At 31.6% G+C, this 21,727-nt stretch carries 21 protein-coding genes, 1 tRNA gene and 1 other annotated feature; of the genes, 1 reads left to right on the forward strand and 21 read right to left on the reverse strand.

Features of this window, described 5'->3' with window-relative positions; translation table 11 throughout:
- Positions 1 to 4: 4 nt before the first annotated feature.
- From rpoB to FGL08_RS11835, 18 genes are all read right to left on the reverse strand, one after another.
- Complete coding sequence (gene rpoB / locus FGL08_RS11750) at positions 5 to 3,730, reverse strand: DNA-directed RNA polymerase subunit beta (RefSeq protein WP_138210974.1); 3,726 nt, start codon at positions 3,728 to 3,730, stop codon at positions 5 to 7.
- Between the two features lie 267 nt (positions 3,731 to 3,997).
- On the reverse strand, positions 3,998 to 4,366 hold the full coding sequence (rplL, locus tag FGL08_RS11755; protein WP_138210975.1) for a 50S ribosomal protein L7/L12: 369 nt from the start codon (positions 4,364 to 4,366) through the stop codon (positions 3,998 to 4,000).
- A gap of 29 nt (positions 4,367 to 4,395) precedes the next feature.
- A complete protein-coding gene (rplJ, locus tag FGL08_RS11760; protein WP_138210976.1) occupies positions 4,396 to 4,902 on the reverse strand; it encodes a 50S ribosomal protein L10 in 507 nt (168 codons plus the stop codon).
- 28 nt (positions 4,903 to 4,930) lie between these two features.
- Positions 4,931 to 5,060, reverse strand: a sequence feature (ribosomal protein L10 leader region).
- Positions 5,061 to 5,110: 50 nt separating this feature from the next.
- Positions 5,111 to 5,809 carry a 50S ribosomal protein L1 gene (gene rplA / locus FGL08_RS11765; RefSeq protein WP_138210977.1) on the reverse strand — a complete coding sequence of 233 codons (699 nt, stop codon included), beginning with the start codon at positions 5,807 to 5,809 and terminating at the stop codon, positions 5,111 to 5,113.
- Positions 5,810 to 5,887: 78 nt separating this feature from the next.
- Positions 5,888 to 6,313, reverse strand: coding sequence for a 50S ribosomal protein L11 (gene rplK / locus FGL08_RS11770; protein ID WP_138210978.1), 426 nt, complete (start codon positions 6,311 to 6,313; stop codon positions 5,888 to 5,890).
- Positions 6,314 to 6,395: 82 nt separating this feature from the next.
- Complete coding sequence (gene nusG, locus FGL08_RS11775; RefSeq protein ID WP_138210979.1) at positions 6,396 to 6,926, reverse strand: transcription termination/antitermination protein NusG; 531 nt, start codon at positions 6,924 to 6,926, stop codon at positions 6,396 to 6,398.
- Between the two features lie 65 nt (positions 6,927 to 6,991).
- Complete coding sequence (gene secE, locus FGL08_RS11780) at positions 6,992 to 7,216, reverse strand: preprotein translocase subunit SecE (protein ID WP_138210980.1); 225 nt, start codon at positions 7,214 to 7,216, stop codon at positions 6,992 to 6,994.
- 40 nt (positions 7,217 to 7,256) lie between these two features.
- On the reverse strand, positions 7,257 to 7,406 hold the full coding sequence (gene rpmG / locus FGL08_RS11785) for a 50S ribosomal protein L33 (protein ID WP_138210981.1): 150 nt from the start codon (positions 7,404 to 7,406) through the stop codon (positions 7,257 to 7,259).
- 213 nt (positions 7,407 to 7,619) lie between these two features.
- Complete coding sequence (gene tuf, locus FGL08_RS11790; protein ID WP_138210969.1) at positions 7,620 to 8,813, reverse strand: elongation factor Tu; 1,194 nt, start codon at positions 8,811 to 8,813, stop codon at positions 7,620 to 7,622.
- Between the two features lie 89 nt (positions 8,814 to 8,902).
- A tRNA-Thr gene (locus FGL08_RS11795) sits at positions 8,903 to 8,978 on the reverse strand.
- Positions 8,979 to 9,106: 128 nt separating this feature from the next.
- Positions 9,107 to 9,724: an RNA polymerase sporulation sigma factor SigH gene (gene sigH, locus FGL08_RS11800; RefSeq protein WP_243118020.1), complete on the reverse strand. Its 618-nt coding sequence runs from the start codon at positions 9,722 to 9,724 to the stop codon at positions 9,107 to 9,109.
- Between the two features lie 105 nt (positions 9,725 to 9,829).
- Positions 9,830 to 10,339 carry an NYN domain-containing protein gene (locus FGL08_RS11805; protein ID WP_138210983.1) on the reverse strand — a complete coding sequence of 170 codons (510 nt, stop codon included), beginning with the start codon at positions 10,337 to 10,339 and terminating at the stop codon, positions 9,830 to 9,832.
- Positions 10,336 to 11,175, reverse strand: a complete 840-nt coding sequence (gene rlmB / locus FGL08_RS11810) for a 23S rRNA (guanosine(2251)-2'-O)-methyltransferase RlmB (protein WP_138210984.1) — start codon at positions 11,173 to 11,175, stop codon at positions 10,336 to 10,338. Before rlmB ends, FGL08_RS11805 begins: the two co-directional genes overlap by 4 nt.
- Before the next feature lie 19 nt (positions 11,176 to 11,194).
- Positions 11,195 to 11,599, reverse strand: coding sequence for a Mini-ribonuclease 3 (locus tag FGL08_RS11815; RefSeq protein ID WP_138210985.1), 405 nt, complete (start codon positions 11,597 to 11,599; stop codon positions 11,195 to 11,197).
- 233 nt (positions 11,600 to 11,832) lie between these two features.
- Positions 11,833 to 12,426 carry a 30S ribosomal protein S4 gene (rpsD, locus tag FGL08_RS11820; protein WP_138210986.1) on the reverse strand — a complete coding sequence of 198 codons (594 nt, stop codon included), beginning with the start codon at positions 12,424 to 12,426 and terminating at the stop codon, positions 11,833 to 11,835.
- Between the two features lie 195 nt (positions 12,427 to 12,621).
- Positions 12,622 to 14,022: a cysteine--tRNA ligase gene (gene cysS, locus FGL08_RS11825; RefSeq protein ID WP_138210987.1), complete on the reverse strand. Its 1,401-nt coding sequence runs from the start codon at positions 14,020 to 14,022 to the stop codon at positions 12,622 to 12,624.
- Positions 14,023 to 14,134: 112 nt separating this feature from the next.
- Positions 14,135 to 14,833 carry a 2-C-methyl-D-erythritol 4-phosphate cytidylyltransferase gene (gene ispD / locus FGL08_RS11830; protein ID WP_138211337.1) on the reverse strand — a complete coding sequence of 233 codons (699 nt, stop codon included), beginning with the start codon at positions 14,831 to 14,833 and terminating at the stop codon, positions 14,135 to 14,137.
- A gap of 9 nt (positions 14,834 to 14,842) precedes the next feature.
- A complete protein-coding gene (locus FGL08_RS11835; RefSeq protein ID WP_138210988.1) occupies positions 14,843 to 15,943 on the reverse strand; it encodes a PIN/TRAM domain-containing protein in 1,101 nt (366 codons plus the stop codon).
- Positions 15,944 to 16,173: 230 nt separating this feature from the next.
- Between FGL08_RS11835 and FGL08_RS11840 the strand changes: the two genes are divergently transcribed.
- A complete protein-coding gene (locus FGL08_RS11840) occupies positions 16,174 to 16,557 on the forward strand; it encodes a nucleoside triphosphate pyrophosphohydrolase family protein (RefSeq protein ID WP_138210989.1) in 384 nt (127 codons plus the stop codon).
- Between the two features lie 52 nt (positions 16,558 to 16,609).
- Here FGL08_RS11840 and disA read toward each other — a convergent pair whose 3' ends face one another.
- The 3 genes from disA to FGL08_RS11855 all read right to left on the reverse strand — a co-directional run bounded on the left by disA (position 16,610) and on the right by FGL08_RS11855 (position 21,715).
- Positions 16,610 to 17,674, reverse strand: coding sequence for a DNA integrity scanning diadenylate cyclase DisA (gene disA / locus FGL08_RS11845; RefSeq protein ID WP_138210990.1), 1,065 nt, complete (start codon positions 17,672 to 17,674; stop codon positions 16,610 to 16,612).
- A 12-nt stretch (positions 17,675 to 17,686) separates the two neighbouring features.
- Positions 17,687 to 19,051, reverse strand: a complete 1,365-nt coding sequence (radA, locus tag FGL08_RS11850) for a DNA repair protein RadA (RefSeq protein ID WP_138210991.1) — start codon at positions 19,049 to 19,051, stop codon at positions 17,687 to 17,689.
- Between the two features lie 222 nt (positions 19,052 to 19,273).
- On the reverse strand, positions 19,274 to 21,715 hold the full coding sequence (locus tag FGL08_RS11855) for an ATP-dependent Clp protease ATP-binding subunit (protein WP_138210992.1): 2,442 nt from the start codon (positions 21,713 to 21,715) through the stop codon (positions 19,274 to 19,276).
- Positions 21,716 to 21,727: the final 12 nt, after the last annotated feature.

Raw genomic sequence — 21,727 nt, forward strand, 5'->3', positions numbered from 1 at the left:
CAGACTAGTGTTCATCATTTATATCATTTAATTCTAATTCATTGTCAAGGTTATCAAAAGATATATCATCATCATATTCAAATTGTTCATCTGATTCTTCTGATGTGACATTAGATTCTTCATTAGATTCCACATTAGCTTCTATATTTTCTTCTACTGGTGGAACATAGTTTGAATCTTCTTTTCCTTCGATATTAACATCTAAGTCTTCTGACTCATCCGCTGCAAACTCTTTAATTTTTATTTCATCATATGAATCATCAAGTACTTTTACATCTAAACATAGGGCTTGAAGTTCTTTTATAAGAACTTTAAATGATTCAGGAACTCCTGGTTCAGGTATATTTTCACCTTTAACTATTGCCTCATATGTTTTTACCCTACCTACCACGTCGTCTGATTTCACTGTTAGTATTTCTTGTAGAGTATATGCAGCACCATAAGCCTCTAAAGCCCAAACTTCCATCTCACCAAATCTTTGGCCTCCAAATTGTGCTTTACCTCCAAGTGGTTGCTGAGTTACTAATGAATATGGTCCTGTAGATCTTGCGTGAATCTTATCGTCAACTAAATGGTGAAGTTTTAAGATATACATTATACCTACAGTTACTTTATTGTCGAATGGATCTCCTGTTCTTCCATCATATAATACAGTTTTACCATCTTCATTATAACCTGCTTTAATAAGATGTTCTGCTATATCATCCTCTGAAGCTCCATCAAATACAGGAGTTGCTATGTGCCATCCTAATTGATGAGCTGCCCATCCAAGGTGAACCTCTAAAACCTGACCAATATTCATACGAGAAGGAACCCCTAATGGGTTTAAGCATATCTGAACTGGTCTTCCATCTGGTAGGAAAGGCATATCTTCGACTGGCAACACCCTAGAAATTACACCTTTATTACCGTGTCTTCCAGCCATCTTATCTCCTACAGATATTTTTCTCTTTTCTGCTATATAACATCTTACAAGTTTATTTACTCCAGGAGGAAGTTCATCTCCATTTTCCCTTGTAAATACTTTTACATCTACTATTATACCTGTTGCTCCATGTGGTACTCTTAAAGATGTATCTCTTACTTCTCTAGCTTTTTCGCCGAAAATAGCTCTTAGTAATCTTTCTTCTGCTGTAAGTTCTGTTTCACCCTTAGGTGTAACTTTACCAACCAATATATCTCCAGCCCTAACCTCAGCACCTATTCTTACAATTCCTCTCTCATCCAAGTCCTTTAAGGCATCGTCGCCAACATTAGGTATATCACGAGTAATTTCTTCTGGTCCTAATTTAGTATCTCTTGCCTCTGCTTCATATTCTTCAATATGAATAGAAGTAAATATATCATCTCTAACCAACTCTTCAGATACCAACATAGCATCCTCATAGTTGTATCCTTCCCATGTTATAAATCCTATAATTATATTTTTACCTAATGCGATTTCTCCTAAATCAGTAGATGGTCCATCTGCTATTACATCTCCTGCCTTTAATACATCGCCTTTGCTAACTAGTGGTCTTTGATTTATACATGTACCTTGGTTAGAACGCTTAAATTTAAGGAGTTTATATGTATCTACAGCGCCATCTGAATCTCTTCTAATTCTAACTTCATTAGCACTTACGTATTCCACAACTCCAGCATTTTTAGCTTTAGGTAAAACCCCTGAGTCTACCGCTGCCTTATTTTCAATACCAGTTCCTACTATTGGTGCACTTGGTTTAAGTAATGGCACTGCCTGACGTTGCATGTTAGATCCCATTAATGCACGGCTGGCATCATCGTTTTCAAGGAAAGGTATCATAGCTGTAGCTACAGATACTATTTGTCTAGGAGATACGTCCATTAGGTCTACTTCTTCCCTAGGTACTATTAGAACCTCTTCCTTATCTCTAATAGCTACTTTTTTATCTATGAAATATCCATCTTCATCTAATATTTCATTAGCCTTAGCCACTAAATAACCATCTTCTTCATCTGCAGTAAAGTATCTAATTTCATCAGTTACTCTTCCATCTTTTACAATTCTATAGGCAGTTTCAATAAATCCATAATCATTAACTTTAGCATAAGTAGCTAATGAGTTAATAAGTCCTATATTAGGTCCTTCAGGAGTTTCTATAGGACACATTCTTCCATAATGAGAATGGTGGACGTCTCTTACTTCAAATCCTGCTCTCTCTCTTGATAATCCACCCGGTCCTAATGCAGATAGTCTTCTTTTATGAGTTAACTCCGACAAAGGATTTGTTTGATCCATGAATTGCGATAACTGTGAACTTCCAAAGAACTCTTTTATAGATGCTGTAACCGGTCTTATATTTATCAATGCTTGTGGAGTAATTCCTTCTTGGTCTTGAATAGTCATTCTTTCTTTAACTACTCTCTCCATCCTTGAAAGACCAATTCTAAATTGGTTTTGTAATAATTCACCTACAGACCTAAGTCTTCTATTTCCTAAATGGTCTATATCATCTATTTCACCAATTTCGTATGCTAATCCTAATTCATAGCTTATTGTGGCTAATATATCATCTTTTATAATATGTTTTGGAACTAATTTACTTATATTCTTTTTAATTTCATCCTTAATTTGATCTTCTTCAGTGAAATTATCTAATATATCTTTTAAAGTAGTATAATGAACTAGCTCTTTTATATTTAAATCAGAGATATCAAAATCCACGTGAGCATTTATATCAACAAAGTTATTTCCAATAACTCTTATGTTCTTGTCTTCAATTCTAATTTCTACTTTGTTTATACCTAAATTTTGTATTTTAAAAGCCATCTCTCTTGAGATTTTTATTCCCTCTTCAACTAGAATTTCTCCAGTTTTCGGATCTACAATATTTTCACCTGCAATATTGTTCATTATTCTCTGGCTTATAGATAATTTCTTATTGAATTTATATCTACCAACCCTAGACAAATCATATCTCTTTGCATCAAAAAATAATACATCTATAAGAGATTTTGCACTCTCTACTGTTGGTGGCTCTCCTGGTCTTAATCTCTTATATATCTCAAGTAATGCTTCTTCTTCAGTTTTAGTGTTATCTTTTTCAATTGTAGCACTTAATCTTTCTTCTTCTCCGAAGAAATCTACAAGTTGATTATCGCTACCATATCCCATAGCTCTAGCTAATATAGTAATAGGTAATTTTCTAGTTTTATCAATTCTAACATACACTACATTATTTGAGTCTGTTTCATATTCAAGCCATGCTCCCCTATTTGGTATTACAGTAGCTGAATATAACTTTTTACCTGTTTTATCCACAGTGTAATTATAGTAAGAACCTGGTGACCTTACTAATTGGCTTACTATAACCCTTTCTGCACCATTTATTATAAATGTTCCTTGCTCTGTCATTAGTGGGAAATCTCCCATAAATACTTCTTGTTCTTTAATTTCTCCAGTTTCGTTATTACGAAGCCTTACCCTAACTTTTAATGGTGCTGCATAGTTTGAATCTCTCTCTTTACATTCTTCTACTAAGTATTTTACATTTTCTTCTTCTAAACTATAATCAACAAATTCTAAAACTAAATTCCCAGTATAGTCTTGAATTGGATTAATGTCATCAAATACTTCTTTTAATCCTTCCTCTAAAAACCATTTGTAAGAATTAAGTTGAACTTCTATTAAGTTAGGCATATCAGTTACTTCTTTAACCTTTGAGAAGCTCATTCTGGTTCTTTTACCAACTTGGACAGGATGTACCATGGGCTTTCACTCCTTGTTTAAAGTAAAATAGGCAAAAATTTATTTGTTTATATAAGTATAACTTCATCTTCTCTATTATATCCAAAATAATGTAACAAATTCAATTGTACATTACTTATTTCCACTTAAGTATATATATTGTATATTTTTTACCGTTCTTTAATAAATCAATGCAATTATTTATTTTACCATGGAGAATAAATAATGTCAAATAAACAAGTTTTAAAAAAGGGCACTTTTTACAAAGTGCCCTTTTGGCCTATTTTATTATTTTAATTCAACTGTAGCTCCAACTTCTTCTAATTGAGCTTTCATTTTCTCAGCTTCTTCTTTAGCTATACCTTCTTTTAAAGTCTTAGGTGCGCCATCAACGATGTCTTTAGCTTCTTTTAAGCCTAATCCAGTTAATTCTCTAACTACTTTTATAACTTTGATTTTTTGTGAACCTGCATTAGCTAATACTACTTCAAATTCAGTTTTTTCTTCAGCCGCTCCTGCTGCTGCTCCTGCTGCTCCTGCAACTGCTACTGGTGCAGCTGCGCTTACTCCGAATTCCTCTTCGCAAGCTTTTACTAATTCGTTTAATTCCATAACGCTCATTTCTTTTATAGCTTGAATCATTTCTTCTCTTGTCATTATAAATACACCTCCAAATTTTCTAAAAACTATTCAGCTGTTTCGCCTTCTTTTTTCTCTTTAATAGCATTTAATAAGTACGCTAAGTTTGATAGTGGAGCTTTGAAGCTTCCAAGAAGTTTTGCAAGTAAAACTTCTCTTGAAGGAATTGTTGCAAGTTCTTTTATGCTGTTTACATCGTAAACTTCGCCTTGAACAATACCTGCTTTTAATTCTAACTTCTTATGGTTCTTAGCAAAATCATTTAAGATTCTTGCTGGTGCTGTAGGATCTTCATAGCTTATAGCCATAGAAACTGGTCCTGCAAGGTGTTCATTTAACCCTTCTACACCTAACTCTTTTAAAGCTAATGTAGTTAAAGTGTTTTTGTATACCTTATATTCAACGCCTGCTTCTCTTAATTGTTTTCTTAGCTCAGTATCTTCTTCAACGTTTAACCCTTGATAATCTGCAAGGATGATTGCTTGAGCTTTTTCTAACTTGCCCTTAATTTCTTGAACCTTTGCTTCTTTTAATTGTCTGTTTTTATTTAACACTGTGTGCCACCTCCTCACAGTTTTACTTATATAAAAATTAAAGTCTCTCCGTAGACACGAAGAGACTATATATACATATATATAATTCTTCCTCGGTAGGCGAGTAACCTCATTATACTTTAAGCACCTACGGTCTACGGAATAAGCTTTATTCTCTTTTCACAACAGAAATCATTATATCAGATTTCTATAATTAAGTCAATATATTTTATTCAAGGACCTTTACTGGGTTAACCTTTACTCCAGGTCCCATTGTGCTTGAAATTGCTACTGATTTAACATATTGTCCTTTTGCAGCTGATGGTTTAGCTTTTATAACAGCTTCCATTAAAGCTTTGAAGTTATCTTGTAACTTCTCAGTTCCAAAAGATTTTTTTCCTATTGGAACGTGGATTATAGCAGTTTTATCAACTCTATACTCAACTTTACCAGCTTTGATGTCTTTTATAGCTTTTTCAACATCAAATGTAACTGTTCCTGATTTTGGGTTAGGCATTAAACCTTTAGGTCCAAGAACTCTACCGATTCTACCTACTAATCCCATCATATCTGGTGTAGCAACAGCTATATCAAAATCAAACCAGTTTTCCTTTTGAATTTTTTCAACTAGTTCTTCAGCTCCTACATAATCTGCACCTGATGCTTCTGCTTCTTTTGCTTTTTCACCTTTAGCAAAAACTAACACTTTAACAGTTTTACCTGTTCCATGAGGAAGCACAACTGCACCTCTTACTTGTTGGTCAGCATGTCTTGGGTCAACACCAAGTCTTACTGCAAGTTCAATTGTTTCATCAAACTTAGCCTTTGAAGTTTTGATAGATAGTTCTAAAGCTTCTGCTGGTGTATATAGAGCATTTTTATCAACTAACTTTGCACTCTCTATGTAATTTTTACCTCTTTTTGCCATACTAGTGTCCTCCTTTGTGGTATTAACGGTTTTTACCTCCCACTTTTTTCGAAATTAATTTACGAATAAAATTTAAATTTATTCAGTTACTTCTACACCCATACTTCTTGCTGTTCCTGCAACCATTTTCATAGCGCTTTCAACAGATGAAGCATTTAAATCAGGCATTTTTATTTCAGCTATTTCTTTTACTTGAGCCATTGTAATCTTTGCTACCTTTTTCTTGTTTGGCTCAGCTGAACCGCTTTCGATTTTAGCTGCTTTTTTAATTAAAACTGCAGCTGGTGGAGTTTTAAGTATAAAACTGAATGATCTATCTTGATATACTGTAATAACAACTGGTATAATCATTCCTGCTTGATTTGCAGTTTTTGCGTTAAACTCCTTTGTGAAAGCCATGATATTAACACCGTGCTGTCCTAAAGCTGGACCAACTGGTGGTGCTGGTGTTGCCTTTCCAGCAGGAAGCTGAAGCTTTATCATTCCTGTAACTTTTTTTGCCATGAGTTTACACCTCCTGAAATGTGGTAATGCGGATTATTACATCCTCCCACTTATTATAAGACTTAAGTCTTATATAAGTACCTTACTCTAAATTTTTTATTTGGTTAAATTCAAGTTCAACAGGTGTTTCCCTGCCAAACATATTAACTAAACCTTTTATTTTTTGTTTTTCAAAGTTTATTTCTTTGATAACAGCCACATGGTTTTCTAATGGACCATATGTAATCTCAACACTTTCCCCTATTTTAAAGTCAACTTCTATTTGTGTCTTTTCAACTATGCCCATTGTTTTAACTTCTTCTTCAGTTAGGGGAACTGGTTTATTTGGCTCGGGTCCTACGAATCCTGTGACTCCTCTAGTATTTCTAACAACATACCAAGATTCCTCATTCATAACCATTTTAACCATTACGTAGCCTGGAAAAACTTTTTTTAAAGTAACTTTTTTCTTACCATCTTTTAATTCAACTTGTTCTTCCACTGGAACCTGTATATCATAGATATACTCTTGTAAGCTTCTATTTTCAACAACTTTTTCTATATTAGCTTTTACCTTATTTTCATAACCAGAGTATGTATGAACTACATACCATTTTACTTTATTTTCATCCATATCAAAAGGGACTTTTATGTTTACATTAGATAACCGTCCCTGCCTCCTTTGAATATCTAATAATCTTATTTAAAAATCAGCTTATATAAGTTTACAAACACAGCATCTAGTGTACCTACAAGTACCATGTATAAAATACAAAAACTAACAACTGCTGCTGTAGCCTTTTTAACGTCTTTTTTTGGGGCCCATGTAATTCTTTTAAATTCAGCTTTTAGCCCTCTAAAAAAATTTATGAAACCTTTGTTGTTAGAGGATATTTCATTTTTACCTTTTTCATTATTAGACATTATATTCACATCCCCAAAAATATTCAAAGAAAAGTGTTAACTATTTAGTTTCTTTGTGTAATGTATGTTTATGACAGAACTTGCAATACTTATTGATTTCAATTCTCTCAGGGTTATTTTTCTTGTTTTTCATTGAGCTATAGTTTCTTTGCTTGCAATCTGAACATGCTAATGTTACTTTAACTCTCATTTGCTGCACCTCCTACCCTTGAACAAAGTGTTTTTCTTCTAGGTTACTTAAATAATTTATCATAACTTAATACACATGTCAACAAAGTATAGTACTATGATATTTGTTATGTAGTATAACTTCTGGATTATTTTAACTCTTAATAGGACTGGTGTTAATTTACCAGTCCTATTAATAAAGATAAATTACAATATTATTTATAAAACTTTTTAACTATTCGATTATTGTAGTAACAACACCTGATCCTACTGTTCTTCCGCCTTCTCTTATAGCGAATCTTAATCCTTCTTCCATTGCTACTTTTGTAATTAATTCTACATTCATATCAATGTGATCCCCAGGCATTACCATTTCTACTCCGTCTGGTAATTGGATTGATCCTGTAACGTCTGTTGTTCTGAAGTAGAATTGTGGTCTATATCCATTAAAGAATGGTGTATGTCTTCCACCTTCTTCTTTCTTTAATACGTATACTTGACCTACAAATTTTCTATGAGGTTTTACTGTTCCTGGTTTTGAAAGTACTTGACCTCTCTGTACGTCTGTTCTTTGTACTCCTCTTAGTAATGCTCCGATATTATCTCCAGCCATTGCTTGATCTAATAACTTTCTGAACATTTCTACTCCTGTACATACTACTTTCTTAGACTCATCGCTTAATCCTACGATTTCGATTTCATCTCCAACTTTTACTATTCCTCTTTCAACTCTTCCTGTTACAACTGTTCCTCTTCCTGTGATTGTGAATACGTCTTCTATTGGCATTAAGAAGTCTTTTTCTGTATCTCTTTCTGGAGTTGGAATGTATGCATCTATTTCATCCATTAAGTCTAATATGCATTTTGTCTTTTCATCATTTTCTAAGTTGTTTATTGCTTCTAATGCTGATCCTGTTACGATCGGTGCACCGTCTCCATCAAATCCATATTCGCTTAATAATTCTCTGATTTCCATTTCTACTAATTCTAATAGTTCTGGATCATCTACCATGTCAGCTTTGTTTAAGAATACTACTATATGTTGTACCCCTACTCTTGATGCTAGTAGAATGTGCTCTCTTGTTTGTGGCATTGGACCATCTGCTGCTGATACAACTAAGATAGCTCCATCCATTTGTGCTGCACCTGTGATCATGTTCTTAACGTAGTCTGCGTGTCCTGGACAGTCAACGTGTGCATAGTGTCTGTTGTCTGTTTGGTATTCTACGTGTGATGTATTGATTGTGATTCCTCTTTCTCTTTCTTCTGGTGCTTTATCGATTTCATCATATTTTGATGCTTCTGCATACCCTTTTTGTGCTAGCACTAAAGTGATTGCTGCTGTTAATGTTGTTTTACCATGGTCTACGTGTCCTATTGTTCCTATATTTACGTGCGGTTTATTTCTTTCAAATTTAGCTTTTGACATTGTTTTTTTCCTCCTTTTATATAAAATACACAAGTTATTTTTCTTTTAATAAACTCATCCTGGTGTGTTGTATATAAAAACAAAGCACTTGGAGCCCACGATCGGGATTGAACCGACGACCTCCACCTTACCAAGGTGACGCTCTACCGACTGAGCTACATGGGCTTATATTAAGTTCTATTAGAGTAATCCTGCCCTTTTTAATATTTTAATATAAACACAGAGATGAGTTAAATTATATCACAACTAGTTATTAATTTTACTCCCTTTGTTCACTCTTGTCAATAATTAAATCATTTTTTAAATAAACATTTTTCTAATTTTCTTTTTACCCTTTGAAGGGCATTATCAATAGACTTTGCATGCCTATCTAAATCACAAGCTATCTCCTGATATGATTTTCCATCAAGATAAGACATCAAAACTTCCAATTCTAAATCAGAAAGGACTCCACTTATCTCTTTTTCCATAGAGCTTACTTCTTCTCTACTAATAATAAGTTCTTCAGGATTGGTTACCTTTAGACTTGATAAAACATCTATTAAAGTCCTATCAGATTCCTCATCGTATATAGGTTTGTTTAAAGATACATATGTATTAAGTGGTATATGTTTTTGTCTTGTGGCAGTCTTGATGGCGGTAATTATTTGCCTGGTTACACATAACTCAGCAAAAGCCTTAAAGGACGCTAATTTATCAGGTTTAAAATCCCTTATAGCTTTGTATAAGCCTATCATTCCCTCTTGATATATATCTTCTTTATCAGCACCTATAAGGAAATATGCTTTAGACTTTGATTTAACAAAATTTTCATATTTATTTATTAAGTACTCTTGAGCAGATTTGTCACCATTTTTAGCTTCCAAAACCACTTCTTCATCTAACATATTTTCAAATTGTTTTTCCATCATATCCCGTCCCACAAAATTAAACAAATTATTCACACCCATCCCTCCAACACCAACACACGAATTCAAATTACATTATACAACATACATTTTTTTAGTCAATATAACTCATTCACTTCTTCTTATTTTCTCTAACACATTTATAATGTCCTCTTCTAACTCATCTTCTATCAAATTCCTTTGCTCTGCATAGTTTGAATTAATCTTGTTTGTAATTCTATTATTTATTTGGTTTATTTCATGATAAAACTCTATTGATGACTTCCTAGTTGCTCCTCTTTGAAATATTAATTGTTGTTCTAATGAATCCGAAGTTACAACGCATACATCTAACTTTCTCCCAACCTCATTTACAGATCTCTCTATGTAACTATCAGCTGTCTCTCCATTTTTAGTAAAAATTATAATTAGATTACCAATTCTTTCTTTGTACTCAAGCGCACCCTTTACAAGATGAGCATCAAACACAAGGAATATTTTATGCCCTTTATATGAAGCATAATTTTGCAAGATATCTATTAATTTCTGTCTTGCTCCTTCAAAATTGTCTTTTTTTATTTTAGATAAGTTTGGCCAGCTATTTATAACATTATAACCATCTACGAAGATTATTTTCACTTTTTATCACGGCTGATTTTTTGTTTTAATATTTCATACATAACTATGCCCCCTGCCACGGAAGCATTCAAGGAGTTGATTCTACCAACCATCGGAATCTTAACCAACACATCACACTTTTCTTTAGTGTGTTTAGACATACCTTTTCCCTCACTACCTATCACAATAGCTACTGACCCTTCATAGTTTACTTCATTACAGTATGATTTTCCTAGAATATCTGTACCATAAACCCATACGCCATTATTTTTCAGCTCATCTATGCAGGAATTCAAATTTGTAACTTTTGCTATCTTCATGTGCTCTACAGCTCCAGCCGATGTTTTATACACAATTGGTGTTACCCCTACATTTCTTCGCTTAGGAATTATTATGCCATGCGCTCCACAAACTTCGGCAGTTCTGACTATAGACCCTAAATTATGAGGATCCTCAATTTCATCTAAGAGTATTATAAATGGATCTTCATTTTTTTCTTTAGCATAGTTTAAAATTTCCTCTACAGTGGAATATTCAAAATCGGTAGTAACTGCAATAACACCTTGATGGATTTTGGTCTCAGACATGGAATCTAACTTCTTTTTATCAACCTCTTTAATAACAACTTTTTTTTCTTTAGCTATCCTAATTATATTTTTTATAGAACCGCTAATCTCACCTTTAGAAATCAATATATATTCTATAGTCTTTTCACCTTTTAAAAGTTCACTTACAGCATTTCTTCCTTCAACTATATTTCCAGAAATTATATTATCCACTTTTCTATTTTCATTTTTAACATTACTATCTTTTGTCTTATTTTTAATTCTATTTTGCTTATTCTTTTTATTTATCATGTATATACCTCTTCAACCTTTATTTCTCTATTTTATCTAGTAGTTCTTTTAACCTATCTTCTTCGCCTGTAATATATAGATATCCTACTAATGCCTCAAAACCTGTTGCCATCTTATAATCTATAAGATCTGCATTTTTAGGAATAGTATAACTTTTAGTATTTCTGGCTCTTTTAAATATTGACATTTCTTCCTCATTTAATTCATCTAAAAGCTTTTTAACAAATTCACTTTGTGCTTTTGCTTTTACATATTCTATACTTTTTAAATGAAGTTTATGAGCATTCATATCCATGTTATTTTTAATCATATATGCTCTAATTACAACTTCGTATACAGCATCTCCTATGTATGCTAAAACTAATGGATTTAAAAAAGCTGCTTCCCTCTTGCTTAATTTTGTATCAAATAAACTTAAATTCATAAACTTTTCTCCCAGATTATAATATAATGTTCTTATAAACCTAATTCTTACAATAGTTTATTTTTACCTGTATGTCAAGTTAAGAAGAAATTAAAAATCCCCCTTTTTTTCAAAAGGGGGGATGTGTAGGATTGAGATTAATTTAATATTTTTCATGGCTATACGGTAATTGTAAAAACAATTTTTGCGACAATTTATAAATTAGTTAACAGTTTATGCAAATGAGCTAAACATTATTTAGAGTATAATTCAACTACTAATTGTTCATTAGCTTCAACAGGTATCTCTTCTCTTTCAGGTAATCTTATAAGTTTACCTGAAAATGAATTTACATCTGTCTCAATGTAAGAAACCGCAAATTTAGAAAGCTCCTGGAAATTTTCTGAGAACATTTGATTTTTTCTAGACTTCTCTCTTAATGATATTTCATCGCCAATTGCAACCTCAAATGATGGTATATCTACCTTTTTACCATTTACAAGAATATGACCATGAGTAACCATTTGTCTTGATTGTCTAATAGAATTAGCAAATCCCATTCTGTATACTAAGTTATCTAATCTGCACTCTAAAGTTTTTAAAAGTGCATCACCAGTAACTCCTCTACTCTTCATTGCTCTGTCTACGTATCTTGAGAATTGTTTTTCTAAAATCCCATAATAAGCTTTAATCTTTTGCTTTTCTAAAAGCTGCTTACCATAGTCAGAAAGTTTTCTCCCTGCTCTACTATTTTCCTTTGTTGCTCTCTTCATTGCCTTTGGATGTCCTGTTACATTTACACCCAATCTTCTACATAACTTAAATCTTGGCCCTGTATATCTTGCCATAGTTAGCCTCCTTATAGCTTTATAATAATGTTTGCCGCGATAATACATTATTTCTGCCAATGAAAAGATTATATCATAAAGTATATTTATTGAAAATGATTTTCATTCGCTTTATTTGTGTAAAAAAAGAGATTATATAGATAATTCTTATATAATCTCTTTTTCTCTTATACATACTAAAATTTTTACTCAATACTAATTTATCTTTTTCCATCTAACTCCCTGAGGCGTATCTTCTAGAACAATTCCTTTTCCTTTTAGCTTATCTCTTATTTCATCAGAAAGAGCCCAATTTTTATCTCTTCTAGCTTTTTGTCTTTCCTCAATTAATTGTTCTATTTCTTTTTCCAGATCACCTTTGGTAGATTTCTGAAGTATTCCAAGAGGTTGCCCCATTTCTCTTATAAGATTTAGAGAACTTTCTATTAACTCCTTAGATGAATTATTATCTACCTTTGTGTTAATCTCTTTGATGCAATCAAATATTACTGATATACCATCTGCAGTATTGAAATCATCATCCATTTTCTCAATATACTTTTCTCTATATGTTTCTATATATTTTAAAGTTTTAGCTTCCTCTTCTCTTAGTTTTTGAGTTTCTACTTCCAACATTAAACTCTCTAGATTTGAAATCGTATTATATATTCTTTCTACCGAAGATTTTGCAGATTCTAAAAGTTCTTCACTGAAATTCAGTTGGTTTCTATAGTGCGCTTGCATCATAAAAAATCTTATTACATCATAATCATATTTCTTTAAAGCATCTCTAGCTGTTAAGAAATTATTTAAGGATTTAGACATCTTCTTATTATCAACATTTATATACGCTACATGCATCCAATAATTTGAAAATGATTTTCCAGTTCTACCTTCACTTTGAGCTATCTCATTTTCATGATGTGGGAAAGTAAGATCCATGCCTCCACCATGTATATCAATAGTTTCACCTAGAAGTTTTTGTGACATACATGAACATTCAATATGCCATCCTGGTCTACCTTTTCCCCATGGTGATTCCCAGTAAGGTTCTTCTGGTTTTGCACTTTTCCATATAGCAAAATCCATTGGATTTTTCTTTCTCTCATCTATACTAATTCTAGCACCTGACTGAAGTTCCTCTAAATTTTGTCCTGATAATTTACCATATTCATGAAACTTCTTAGTTTCAAAATACACATCTCCATCAACTTCATAAGCATAACCTTTAACTATTAAATCTTGAACAAAGGATATAATTTCGTTCATATACTCAGTAGCTCTAGGATTTATAGTGGCTCTTTTAATGTTTAAGTTATCTGCATCTGTATAGTACTCATTTATAAAATTATCACCTAGTTCTTTTATTGTAATGCTATCTTCATTAGCTTTCTTTATCATCTTGTCATCTATATCAGTAAAATTTTGTATGAAATCAACTTCATATCCTCTGTATTCTAAATATCTTCTAATAGTATCAAACATTATAAATGTTCTTGCATTTCCTATATGAAAAAAATTGTATACTGTAGGACCGCAAACATACATCTTTACCTTTCCTTCTTCAATAGGTACAAACTCTTCTTTTTTTCTTGTAAGAGTATTAAATATCTTCACTAAATCCACTCCTTTGTTATAAATATTCTACAGCTATTACGTCCAATTAATTATTTTACCTGTATATAAGTATTATTTATTATAAATAAAATTGTAAACTATACAAGTTATCTTATTTTGTATAGTTTTCCAATATACTTTCTCCTATTACTAAGTCTTCAGGAGTTGTTATTTTTATATTATCATAACTACCTTCATACAAGTAAACTTTATCTCCTATATATTCTATAACAGAGGTATCATCTGTTACAATAATTTCTTGTTTTTTTGCTAGTTTATGTGCATCTAATATTTTATTATATATAAAACACTGTGGTGTTTGAACCGAAAATAGCATATTTCTATCTAGGGTTTTAGCGGAAAAGTTATCTTCACTCTTAATTTTAATAGTATCTTTAACCCCAACACCACATGCTGAGGCTCCATACATCTTAGCATATCTAATTCCTCTTTTAATAATTTCAGCAGTAACAAAAGGTCTAGCACCATCATGTATTATAACAATATTACAAGGTTCCTTCTCTAAACAAAGAAGTCCATTTAAGACAGAATCCTGCCTCTCATTTCCTCCCGACACGATATTCTTAACCTTTTTAAAATTGTACTTTTCTACTATTTCATTCTTACAATATTCTTTTTCTTCATCACTTGCAACTAATACTAAACCGTGAATTTCTTCAATAGATTCAAATACTTTTAGTGTGTGGTACAAAATAGGTCTATGTTGTAAATTTAAAAATTGCTTATTTATATTTTTATTCATTCTCCTACCTTTACCCGCTGCAAGTATAATTGCATAATTCAACATTATATGCACCTTCTAATTATTCTTTCTTTTAGCAAAAATCATTCTTCCAGCTGCTGTTTGAAGTACTGATGTTACTTGGACATCCATAAATTCACCAATATGTTTTTTAGCACCCTCTACCACTATCATAGTACCATCGTCTAAATAACCTATGCCTTGGCCTGATTCTTTACCATCTTTAACTACCTGGATTTTCATTTCTTCTCCAGGCAACACTATAGGCTTTATAGCATTAGCAAGTTCATTTATATTAAGAACTTCTACACCTTGAAACTTAGCAACTTTGTTTAAATTATAGTCATTAGTTATTACTTTTCCATTTAAAGATTGTGCTAATTTTAAAAGTTTGCTATCAACTTCCTTAACATCCTTAAAGTCTGTTTCACTTATCTCTAACGGAAGTTTTAATTCAGTTTGCATTTTATTTAATATATCCAATCCTCTTCTTCCTCTAGTTCTTTTTAAATCATCAGAAGAGTCTGCTATATGTCTTAACTCTTCTAAAACAAATTCTGGTACTATAAGCACACCTTCAACAAAACCTGTTTGACATATATCAAGTATTCTACCATCTATAATCACCGATGTATCTAACACTTTAGAAGTACCCTTATTTTTGCTCTTTTTATCTTTAATTGAACTACTGGTCTTCTTTAAGCTAACAAAAAAACTATATATATCCTCTCTTTTTCTAACAGCTATATCTGTACATATTACAACAACTATAACGGTTATTATAATTGTTAAGAAGGTCCATAATATTGATTCTGTTTTAAGTTGATTTAAAAATAAAGTAGATATTATCAATCCTATTATTGCTCCCGCAGTACCAAATAATATTTCTCCAGCAGGCCTTTTTTGTAGAATTCTTTCTACATATTCTATACCTGAAATAATATAATTAATAATAATAGGTGAAAATAAAAACAGTATGAATGCAAATGCTAAAGACAACAATATCATAAATATAACTTTATATGCCATATTATTAGTTATAAAAAGCAGTGTATTATTTTTATTTATCAATTCCATTTTTAAAATTTGTTCTGATAGTATGTATCCTGTAACTCCTCCAGTTAAAGTAAACAGGACTTTTAAAATTTTCTTTAGCAACCACTTCACCTCCTTTAAAATTATTAACATTTTTTGTTTTACTATGCTTTTATTTTAATATATATTAATCGATCAACTATTTCAATAAAAACTCAATTTTTTAATATTTTGTTCAACAAGCTTTATCCCCCTATGAAAAATATACTATTTGCATTATCATAATATATGAAATTGCAACTTACTGTTCTTTAGTTATTGACTACAATAGTTTTATAGGGGAGTTGATTTTATTGAAAGATATTATTTTTGATGAATTTCAAAATTCAGTATCTGATTGTCTCATAAGACACAAAAGTATATTAGATATTCTAACCAAACTTCAAGAGTCTGAATCTAGAATTAACAGAGCTGTTTGCAAATCTGTAACAAATTGTGGTTGTGTAAAAATAACTGCAAAAAAACAAGAATATATTTTAGATAATGGAGAAATCAGTTTAGATTCACATTTACATGGAGAAATTTGTGATCACTGTAGGGATATAATTGAAAGTGAGCTTGGAAATCACCTTTTTTATATAACTTCTCTTTGTAATTTAATAGATATAAACCTTTACGATGTACTTATTAAAGAACTTAATAAAATAGTTACCCTTGGAGAATATACATTAAGGTAACGTATAAAACTTATACATTTATAAATTTAAAATATAGCACAAGTCACTTGTGCTATATTTGTCTATCTAAAAGAAATTGTTCTCTTAATCGTTTTAATCCATTTTTAATTGCCTTTGCTCTTGCTTCGCCTATCCCCTCAACATTGTCTAATTGCTCATAAGAAGCCTCAACAATATTTTTAAGCTCATGAAAATTTTTAACTAAATTTTCAATAACACTAGAAGGTATTCTTGGAATTTTGTTTATCATTCTATATCCTCTTGGAGATATTAATGTATCCACTAAAGGTACTCCATTATATCCTAATACCTTTGATAGAATCTCTAGATTTAATATTTCTTCTGAAGAAAGTTTTTGAACCTCTACATAAATATCCGTGTAAACTAGATCTTTTTGACAATAATCTCTAATTAAAAACATTCCTTCTTCTTCTATATTTCTAACTAATTCATTAAGTTGCATTGATATTAGCCTTCCTTCATTTCCAAGTTCACATATGTATCTTTCAATTTCTTCTACTATTCTCATTACCATTTCTATTCTTTGTATGGCTGTAACTACATCAAACAAAGTAACTAAATCCTGAAACTCAAGTAAATTCAAATTTATCATTATTCTATCTAAAACTGATACATATTTCTCTAGTGTTTGGATAGCCTGATTAGCCTTACCTAATATAACACTAGTATCTCTTATTACATATTTTAAATCTCCTTTATAAAGACTTATTATATTTCTTCTTTGAGATATAGCAATAATAATGGCACTTGTTTGTTTTGCCACCCTATTTGCAGTTCTATGTCTTGTTCCAGTTTCTCCTGTTTGAAGTGATTGATCTGGCATTAATTGAGTATTGGCAAATAAAATCCTTTTTAAATCTGTACTTATTAATATTGCGCCATCCATTTTCGCAAGTTCATACACATATGCAGGAGAATACTCGGCATTAATATTGAAACCTCCATCTACAATGCTCAATACCTCTTCCCCATCACCTATAACTATAAGTCCACCGGTCTTAGCCCTTAGAATATTTTCAAGTCCCTCTCTTAAATCTGTTCCTGGAGCCATAACTCTAAGTATATCCATAAGTTCCTTATCTTTTTTTAATCTCACATTACTCACCCTTTAATTAAAAACTTTCCTTATGCATTCTCTAAGAGAACTAACATATATTATATTTATTTGATTGTTATCATCTATACTTATTTTATTCTTTTGTGGCACAATAAAATTTGTAAAGCCCAATTTTTTACCTTCATTAACAATCTTTTCACAATGAGCGACTGGTCTTATTTCCCCAGTTAATCCTACCTCTCCTATTACTAAAGCCCTTTCCAGAATAATAGGTTTATCTTTAACACTAGATAGAAGAGATATAGCTATACCAAGGTCACCATAGGTTCCATCTATATTTAATCCCCCTACTATATTTACATAAACATCAGCATTGTAAAAAGGTACTTTAAGTTTTTTCTCTAAAACCGCTAGTATTAAATTTAACCTCTGTGTATCTACCCCAACTGAGGTTCTTCTTGGCATTATAGCTTTAGTTTCACTTACTAAAGCTTGTATTTCCACAAGAACAGGTCTACTACCCTCTACAATTCCAATAACTGCAGAGCCTTCTTTTTTATAATTTGTATCTTCTAAAAACACTTTGGAAGGATTTAAAACTTCCATAAGTCCTTCTCCTCTCATTTCAAAAACACCTATTTCACTAGTTGTTCCAAAACGATTTTTTATAGTTCTTAATATCCTATATTCTTGAGTTCTTTCTCCTGAAAAATGAAGTACTGTATCTACCATATGTTCTAGTACTCTAGGACCAGCCAATTCCCCTTGCTTTGTGACATGCGCTACTATAAATAAAGGTATGCTATTACTCTTTCCAATTCTCATAAGATCATTAGAGCATTCCCTTACTTGAGAAACACTTCCTGGAGCGGATGTTAATGCTTCTTTGAAGAGAGTTTGAATTGAATCTATTATTACAAACACAGGTTTAATTTGATCTATTTGAAATTCTACATTTTCGATATTAGTCTCAGATAATACAAATAAATTCTCACTATGTATATTTAATCTATCAGCCCTCATTTTGATTTGTTCTTCTGATTCTTCTCCAGACACATATAAAACTTTTCCATATTCATTCGCTATATTTCCTGCTGTTTGTAGCAATAATGTTGATTTCCCTATACCTGGATCCCCTGATATTAAAGTTAAAGAGCCTTTTACTAGCCCTCCACCTAAAACTCTATTAAGTTCCTTTATATTAGTATTAAATCTCTCATATTCCCCAGATTTAATATTAATTATGCTCTTAGGTAACGAGTTGCTTCTTATACTTCCTCTAGAATTAGTACTCTGTTTTTGTTCTTTTTCCTCGGTTATGGTATTCCACTTTCCACACTCTGGACACTTACCGAGCCATTTTAAAGTTTCATATCCGCACTCTTGACATACAAATTTAGTTTTAATTTTTGCCATTGCATAGCTCTCCTAAGTAATGTTTATTATCAACAAGATAAATTATATACTTTATATGTAATTATTTCTATAGATTTTTAATATTTCTAAATAAATAATTGCTTTTATTTAATATTATATTAATTAAATTAATCAGTGTACGATTATTCTATGTTTTATACCTTAAATAAAAGAATAGTCCCTTTAAAGAGACTATTCTTTAGTAAAATAATCTATTAAAGCTTATTTTATAACTTTAAATATTATAGTCTTATTTTCAAAATCTACAACAACCTTATCACCTTTTTTTATATTTCCACTTAATATCTCTTCTGAAAGCTTATCCTCTACAATTTTAGTTATAGCTCTCCTTAAAGGTCTTGCTCCATACTCTAAGTGTACCCCCTCTTCTGTTAAATGTTTTTGTGCTTCAGAAGTAAATTGTAAATAAATCTCCTTAGATTCTACCTTCTTTATAACCATATCTAACATTAATTTTACTATTTCTTTTAAATTATCTTCACCTAGAGGATGGAATACTATAATATCGTCAATTCTATTTAGAAACTCAGGTCTAAAATTTCTCTTTAAATCTTCCATCATATTTTCTTTAATTTTTTCGTACTCTCGTTCACTTTCTGTAGAACTTCTAGATGCAAATCCTAAAGTATTCTGTTTTTTTAATGTAGCTGCACCCACATTTGAAGTCATTATTATTATGGTGTTTTTAAAATTAACTTGTTTTCCTTTACCATCAGTTAATATGCCATCTTCTAATATTTGGAGAAGAATATTAAAAACCTCTGGATGAGCTTTTTCTATTTCATCAAATAAAACCACAGAATAAGGCTTTCTTCTAACCTTTTCCGTTAATTGACCACCCTCTTCATAGCCAATATATCCTGGAGGAGAACCTATAAGCCTTGATACAGAATGTTTCTCCATATACTCCGACATATCAATTCTTATCATATTGTTTTCATCACCAAACATAGCTTCTGCCAAAGCTTTTGATAATTCTGTTTTACCTACACCAGTAGGACCTAAAAATATAAAAGAGCCTACTGGTCTTTTCGGGTCTTTTAATCCCACTCTTGCTCTCCTAACCGCTCTTGAAATAGCATTAACAGCTTCATTTTGCCCTATTACCCTATTATGAAGTATATTTTCTAAATTGAGAAGTTTTTCAGACTCTTTTTCTGTTAACTTTTGTACTGGTATATGAGTCCATTTGGAAACTACACTTGCTATATGTTCCTCTGTAACCAATATTTCTTGAGACTCACTTAAAGTCGCCCAACTATTTTTAATATTGCCCAATTGTTTTTTCATTTCTTCCTCTTTATCTCTAAACCTAGCTGCCTTTTCAAAATCCTGAACTGCCACAGCATCAGACTTTTCTTTATTTATTTTTTCTAATTCTGCCTCTAAATTCTTGACATCCGGTGGTGCAGTTAGACTTTGTATCCTTACCTTAGATCCAGCCTCATCCACTAAATCTATAGCCTTATCTGGTAGATATCTATCCGTAATATACCTATCTGATAAAAAAACTGCAGCTTCTAATGCTTCATCAGTAATTTTAGCTCTATGATGGGCTTCATACTTATCTCTAAGACCTTTTAATATTTCAAGTGTCTCTTGTACTGAGGGTTCTCCAACGACCACTGGTTGAAATCTTCTTTCCAGTGCTGCATCTTTTTCTATATGCTTTCTATACTCATCTATAGTTGTAGCTCCTATACATTGAATTTCTCCTCTTGCTAAAGCAGGCTTCAAAATATTAGATGCATCAATAGCCCCTTCTGCTCCCCCTGCTCCTATAATTGTGTGAATCTCATCTATGAAGAGAATTATATTCCCTGCCTTATAAATCTCCTCCATAACTTTTTTAAGTCTCTCCTCAAATTCTCCCCTATACTTTGATCCTGCTATCATTGAAGATAAATCTAGTGTAACTACTCTTTTATCCTTTAATATTTCAGGGATATTGCCAAGTGATATTTTCTGTGCTAAACCTTCTGCCACTGCTGTTTTACCTACACCAGGTTCACCAATCAAGCAAGGATTATTTTTAATCCTCCTACATAATATCTCAAGAACTCTTTGTGTTTCATCATCTCTTCCTATTACAGGATCTAATTTCCCTTCTAAAGCCATATCAGTTAAATCTCTACCATACTTATCTAAAGTTGGTGTCTTATTTGAAGTTCTTTTTCTCTCTGACTTTGATGATCCATTATTGTAGCCTTGTAAGGAATCTATAACTTCAATTCTTAGTTTTTCAAAATCTATATTTAAAGTTTTTAATATTGTATATGCTACCCCCTCACCTTCTCTAATTAACGCAAGAAGTATATGCTCCGGAGATATATAATTATGTTTTAAATTTGAAGCTTCTAAGAGACTCATATCTAATAGTCTTTTAGTCCTTGGTGTCAGCGCAATCTCATTACTTAAAATAGGTATATCCCCTATACCCTCGTATTTTACAATAAGATTTTTTACTTCTTCATAATTTACTTTGAAATTATTTAAAAATAATTTAGCAACTCCATCCTCTTCTCGTAATAATCCTAATAAGATATGCTCTGTTCCAACATATCCATGATTAAGTTCTACAGCTGATTGCTGAGCATTCATTAAAACTCTCTGAGCTCTTTCTGTAAACTTATTAAACATCATAAGAAAAAACAC

The organism is Hathewaya histolytica (assembly GCF_901482605.1).
GTDB classification, from domain to species: domain Bacteria; phylum Bacillota; class Clostridia; order Clostridiales; family Clostridiaceae; genus Hathewaya; species Hathewaya histolytica.

What these genes read in the sequence shown, in the direction of transcription:
- rpoB (WP_138210974.1), bottom strand. Translation starts at nt 3,730, where the DNA reads ATGGTACATCCTGTCCAAGTTGGTAAAAGAACCAGAATGAGCTTCTCA.
- rplL (WP_138210975.1), bottom strand. Translation starts at nt 4,366, where the DNA reads ATGACAAGAGAAGAAATGATTCAAGCTATAAAAGAAATGAGCGTTATG.
- rplA (WP_138210977.1), bottom strand. Translation starts at nt 5,809, where the DNA reads ATGGCAAAAAGAGGTAAAAATTACATAGAGAGTGCAAAGTTAGTTGAT.
- rplK (WP_138210978.1), bottom strand. Translation starts at nt 6,313, where the DNA reads ATGGCAAAAAAAGTTACAGGAATGATAAAGCTTCAGCTTCCTGCTGGA.
- nusG (WP_138210979.1), bottom strand. Translation starts at nt 6,926, where the DNA reads ATGGATGAAAATAAAGTAAAATGGTATGTAGTTCATACATACTCTGGT.
- secE (WP_138210980.1), bottom strand. Translation starts at nt 7,216, where the DNA reads ATGTCTAATAATGAAAAAGGTAAAAATGAAATATCCTCTAACAACAAA.
- rpmG (WP_138210981.1), bottom strand. Translation starts at nt 7,406, where the DNA reads ATGAGAGTTAAAGTAACATTAGCATGTTCAGATTGCAAGCAAAGAAAC.
- tuf (WP_138210969.1), bottom strand. Translation starts at nt 8,813, where the DNA reads ATGTCAAAAGCTAAATTTGAAAGAAATAAACCGCACGTAAATATAGGA.
- sigH (WP_243118020.1), bottom strand. Translation starts at nt 9,724, where the DNA reads ATGATGGAAAAACAATTTGAAAATATGTTAGATGAAGAAGTGGTTTTG.
- rlmB (WP_138210984.1), bottom strand. Translation starts at nt 11,175, where the DNA reads ATGATAAATAAAAAGAATAAGCAAAATAGAATTAAAAATAAGACAAAA.
- FGL08_RS11815 (WP_138210985.1), bottom strand. Translation starts at nt 11,599, where the DNA reads ATGAATTTAAGTTTATTTGATACAAAATTAAGCAAGAGGGAAGCAGCT.
- rpsD (WP_138210986.1), bottom strand. Translation starts at nt 12,426, where the DNA reads ATGGCAAGATATACAGGGCCAAGATTTAAGTTATGTAGAAGATTGGGT.
- radA (WP_138210991.1), bottom strand. Translation starts at nt 19,051, where the DNA reads ATGGCAAAAATTAAAACTAAATTTGTATGTCAAGAGTGCGGATATGAA.
- FGL08_RS11855 (WP_138210992.1), bottom strand. Translation starts at nt 21,715, where the DNA reads ATGATGTTTAATAAGTTTACAGAAAGAGCTCAGAGAGTTTTAATGAAT.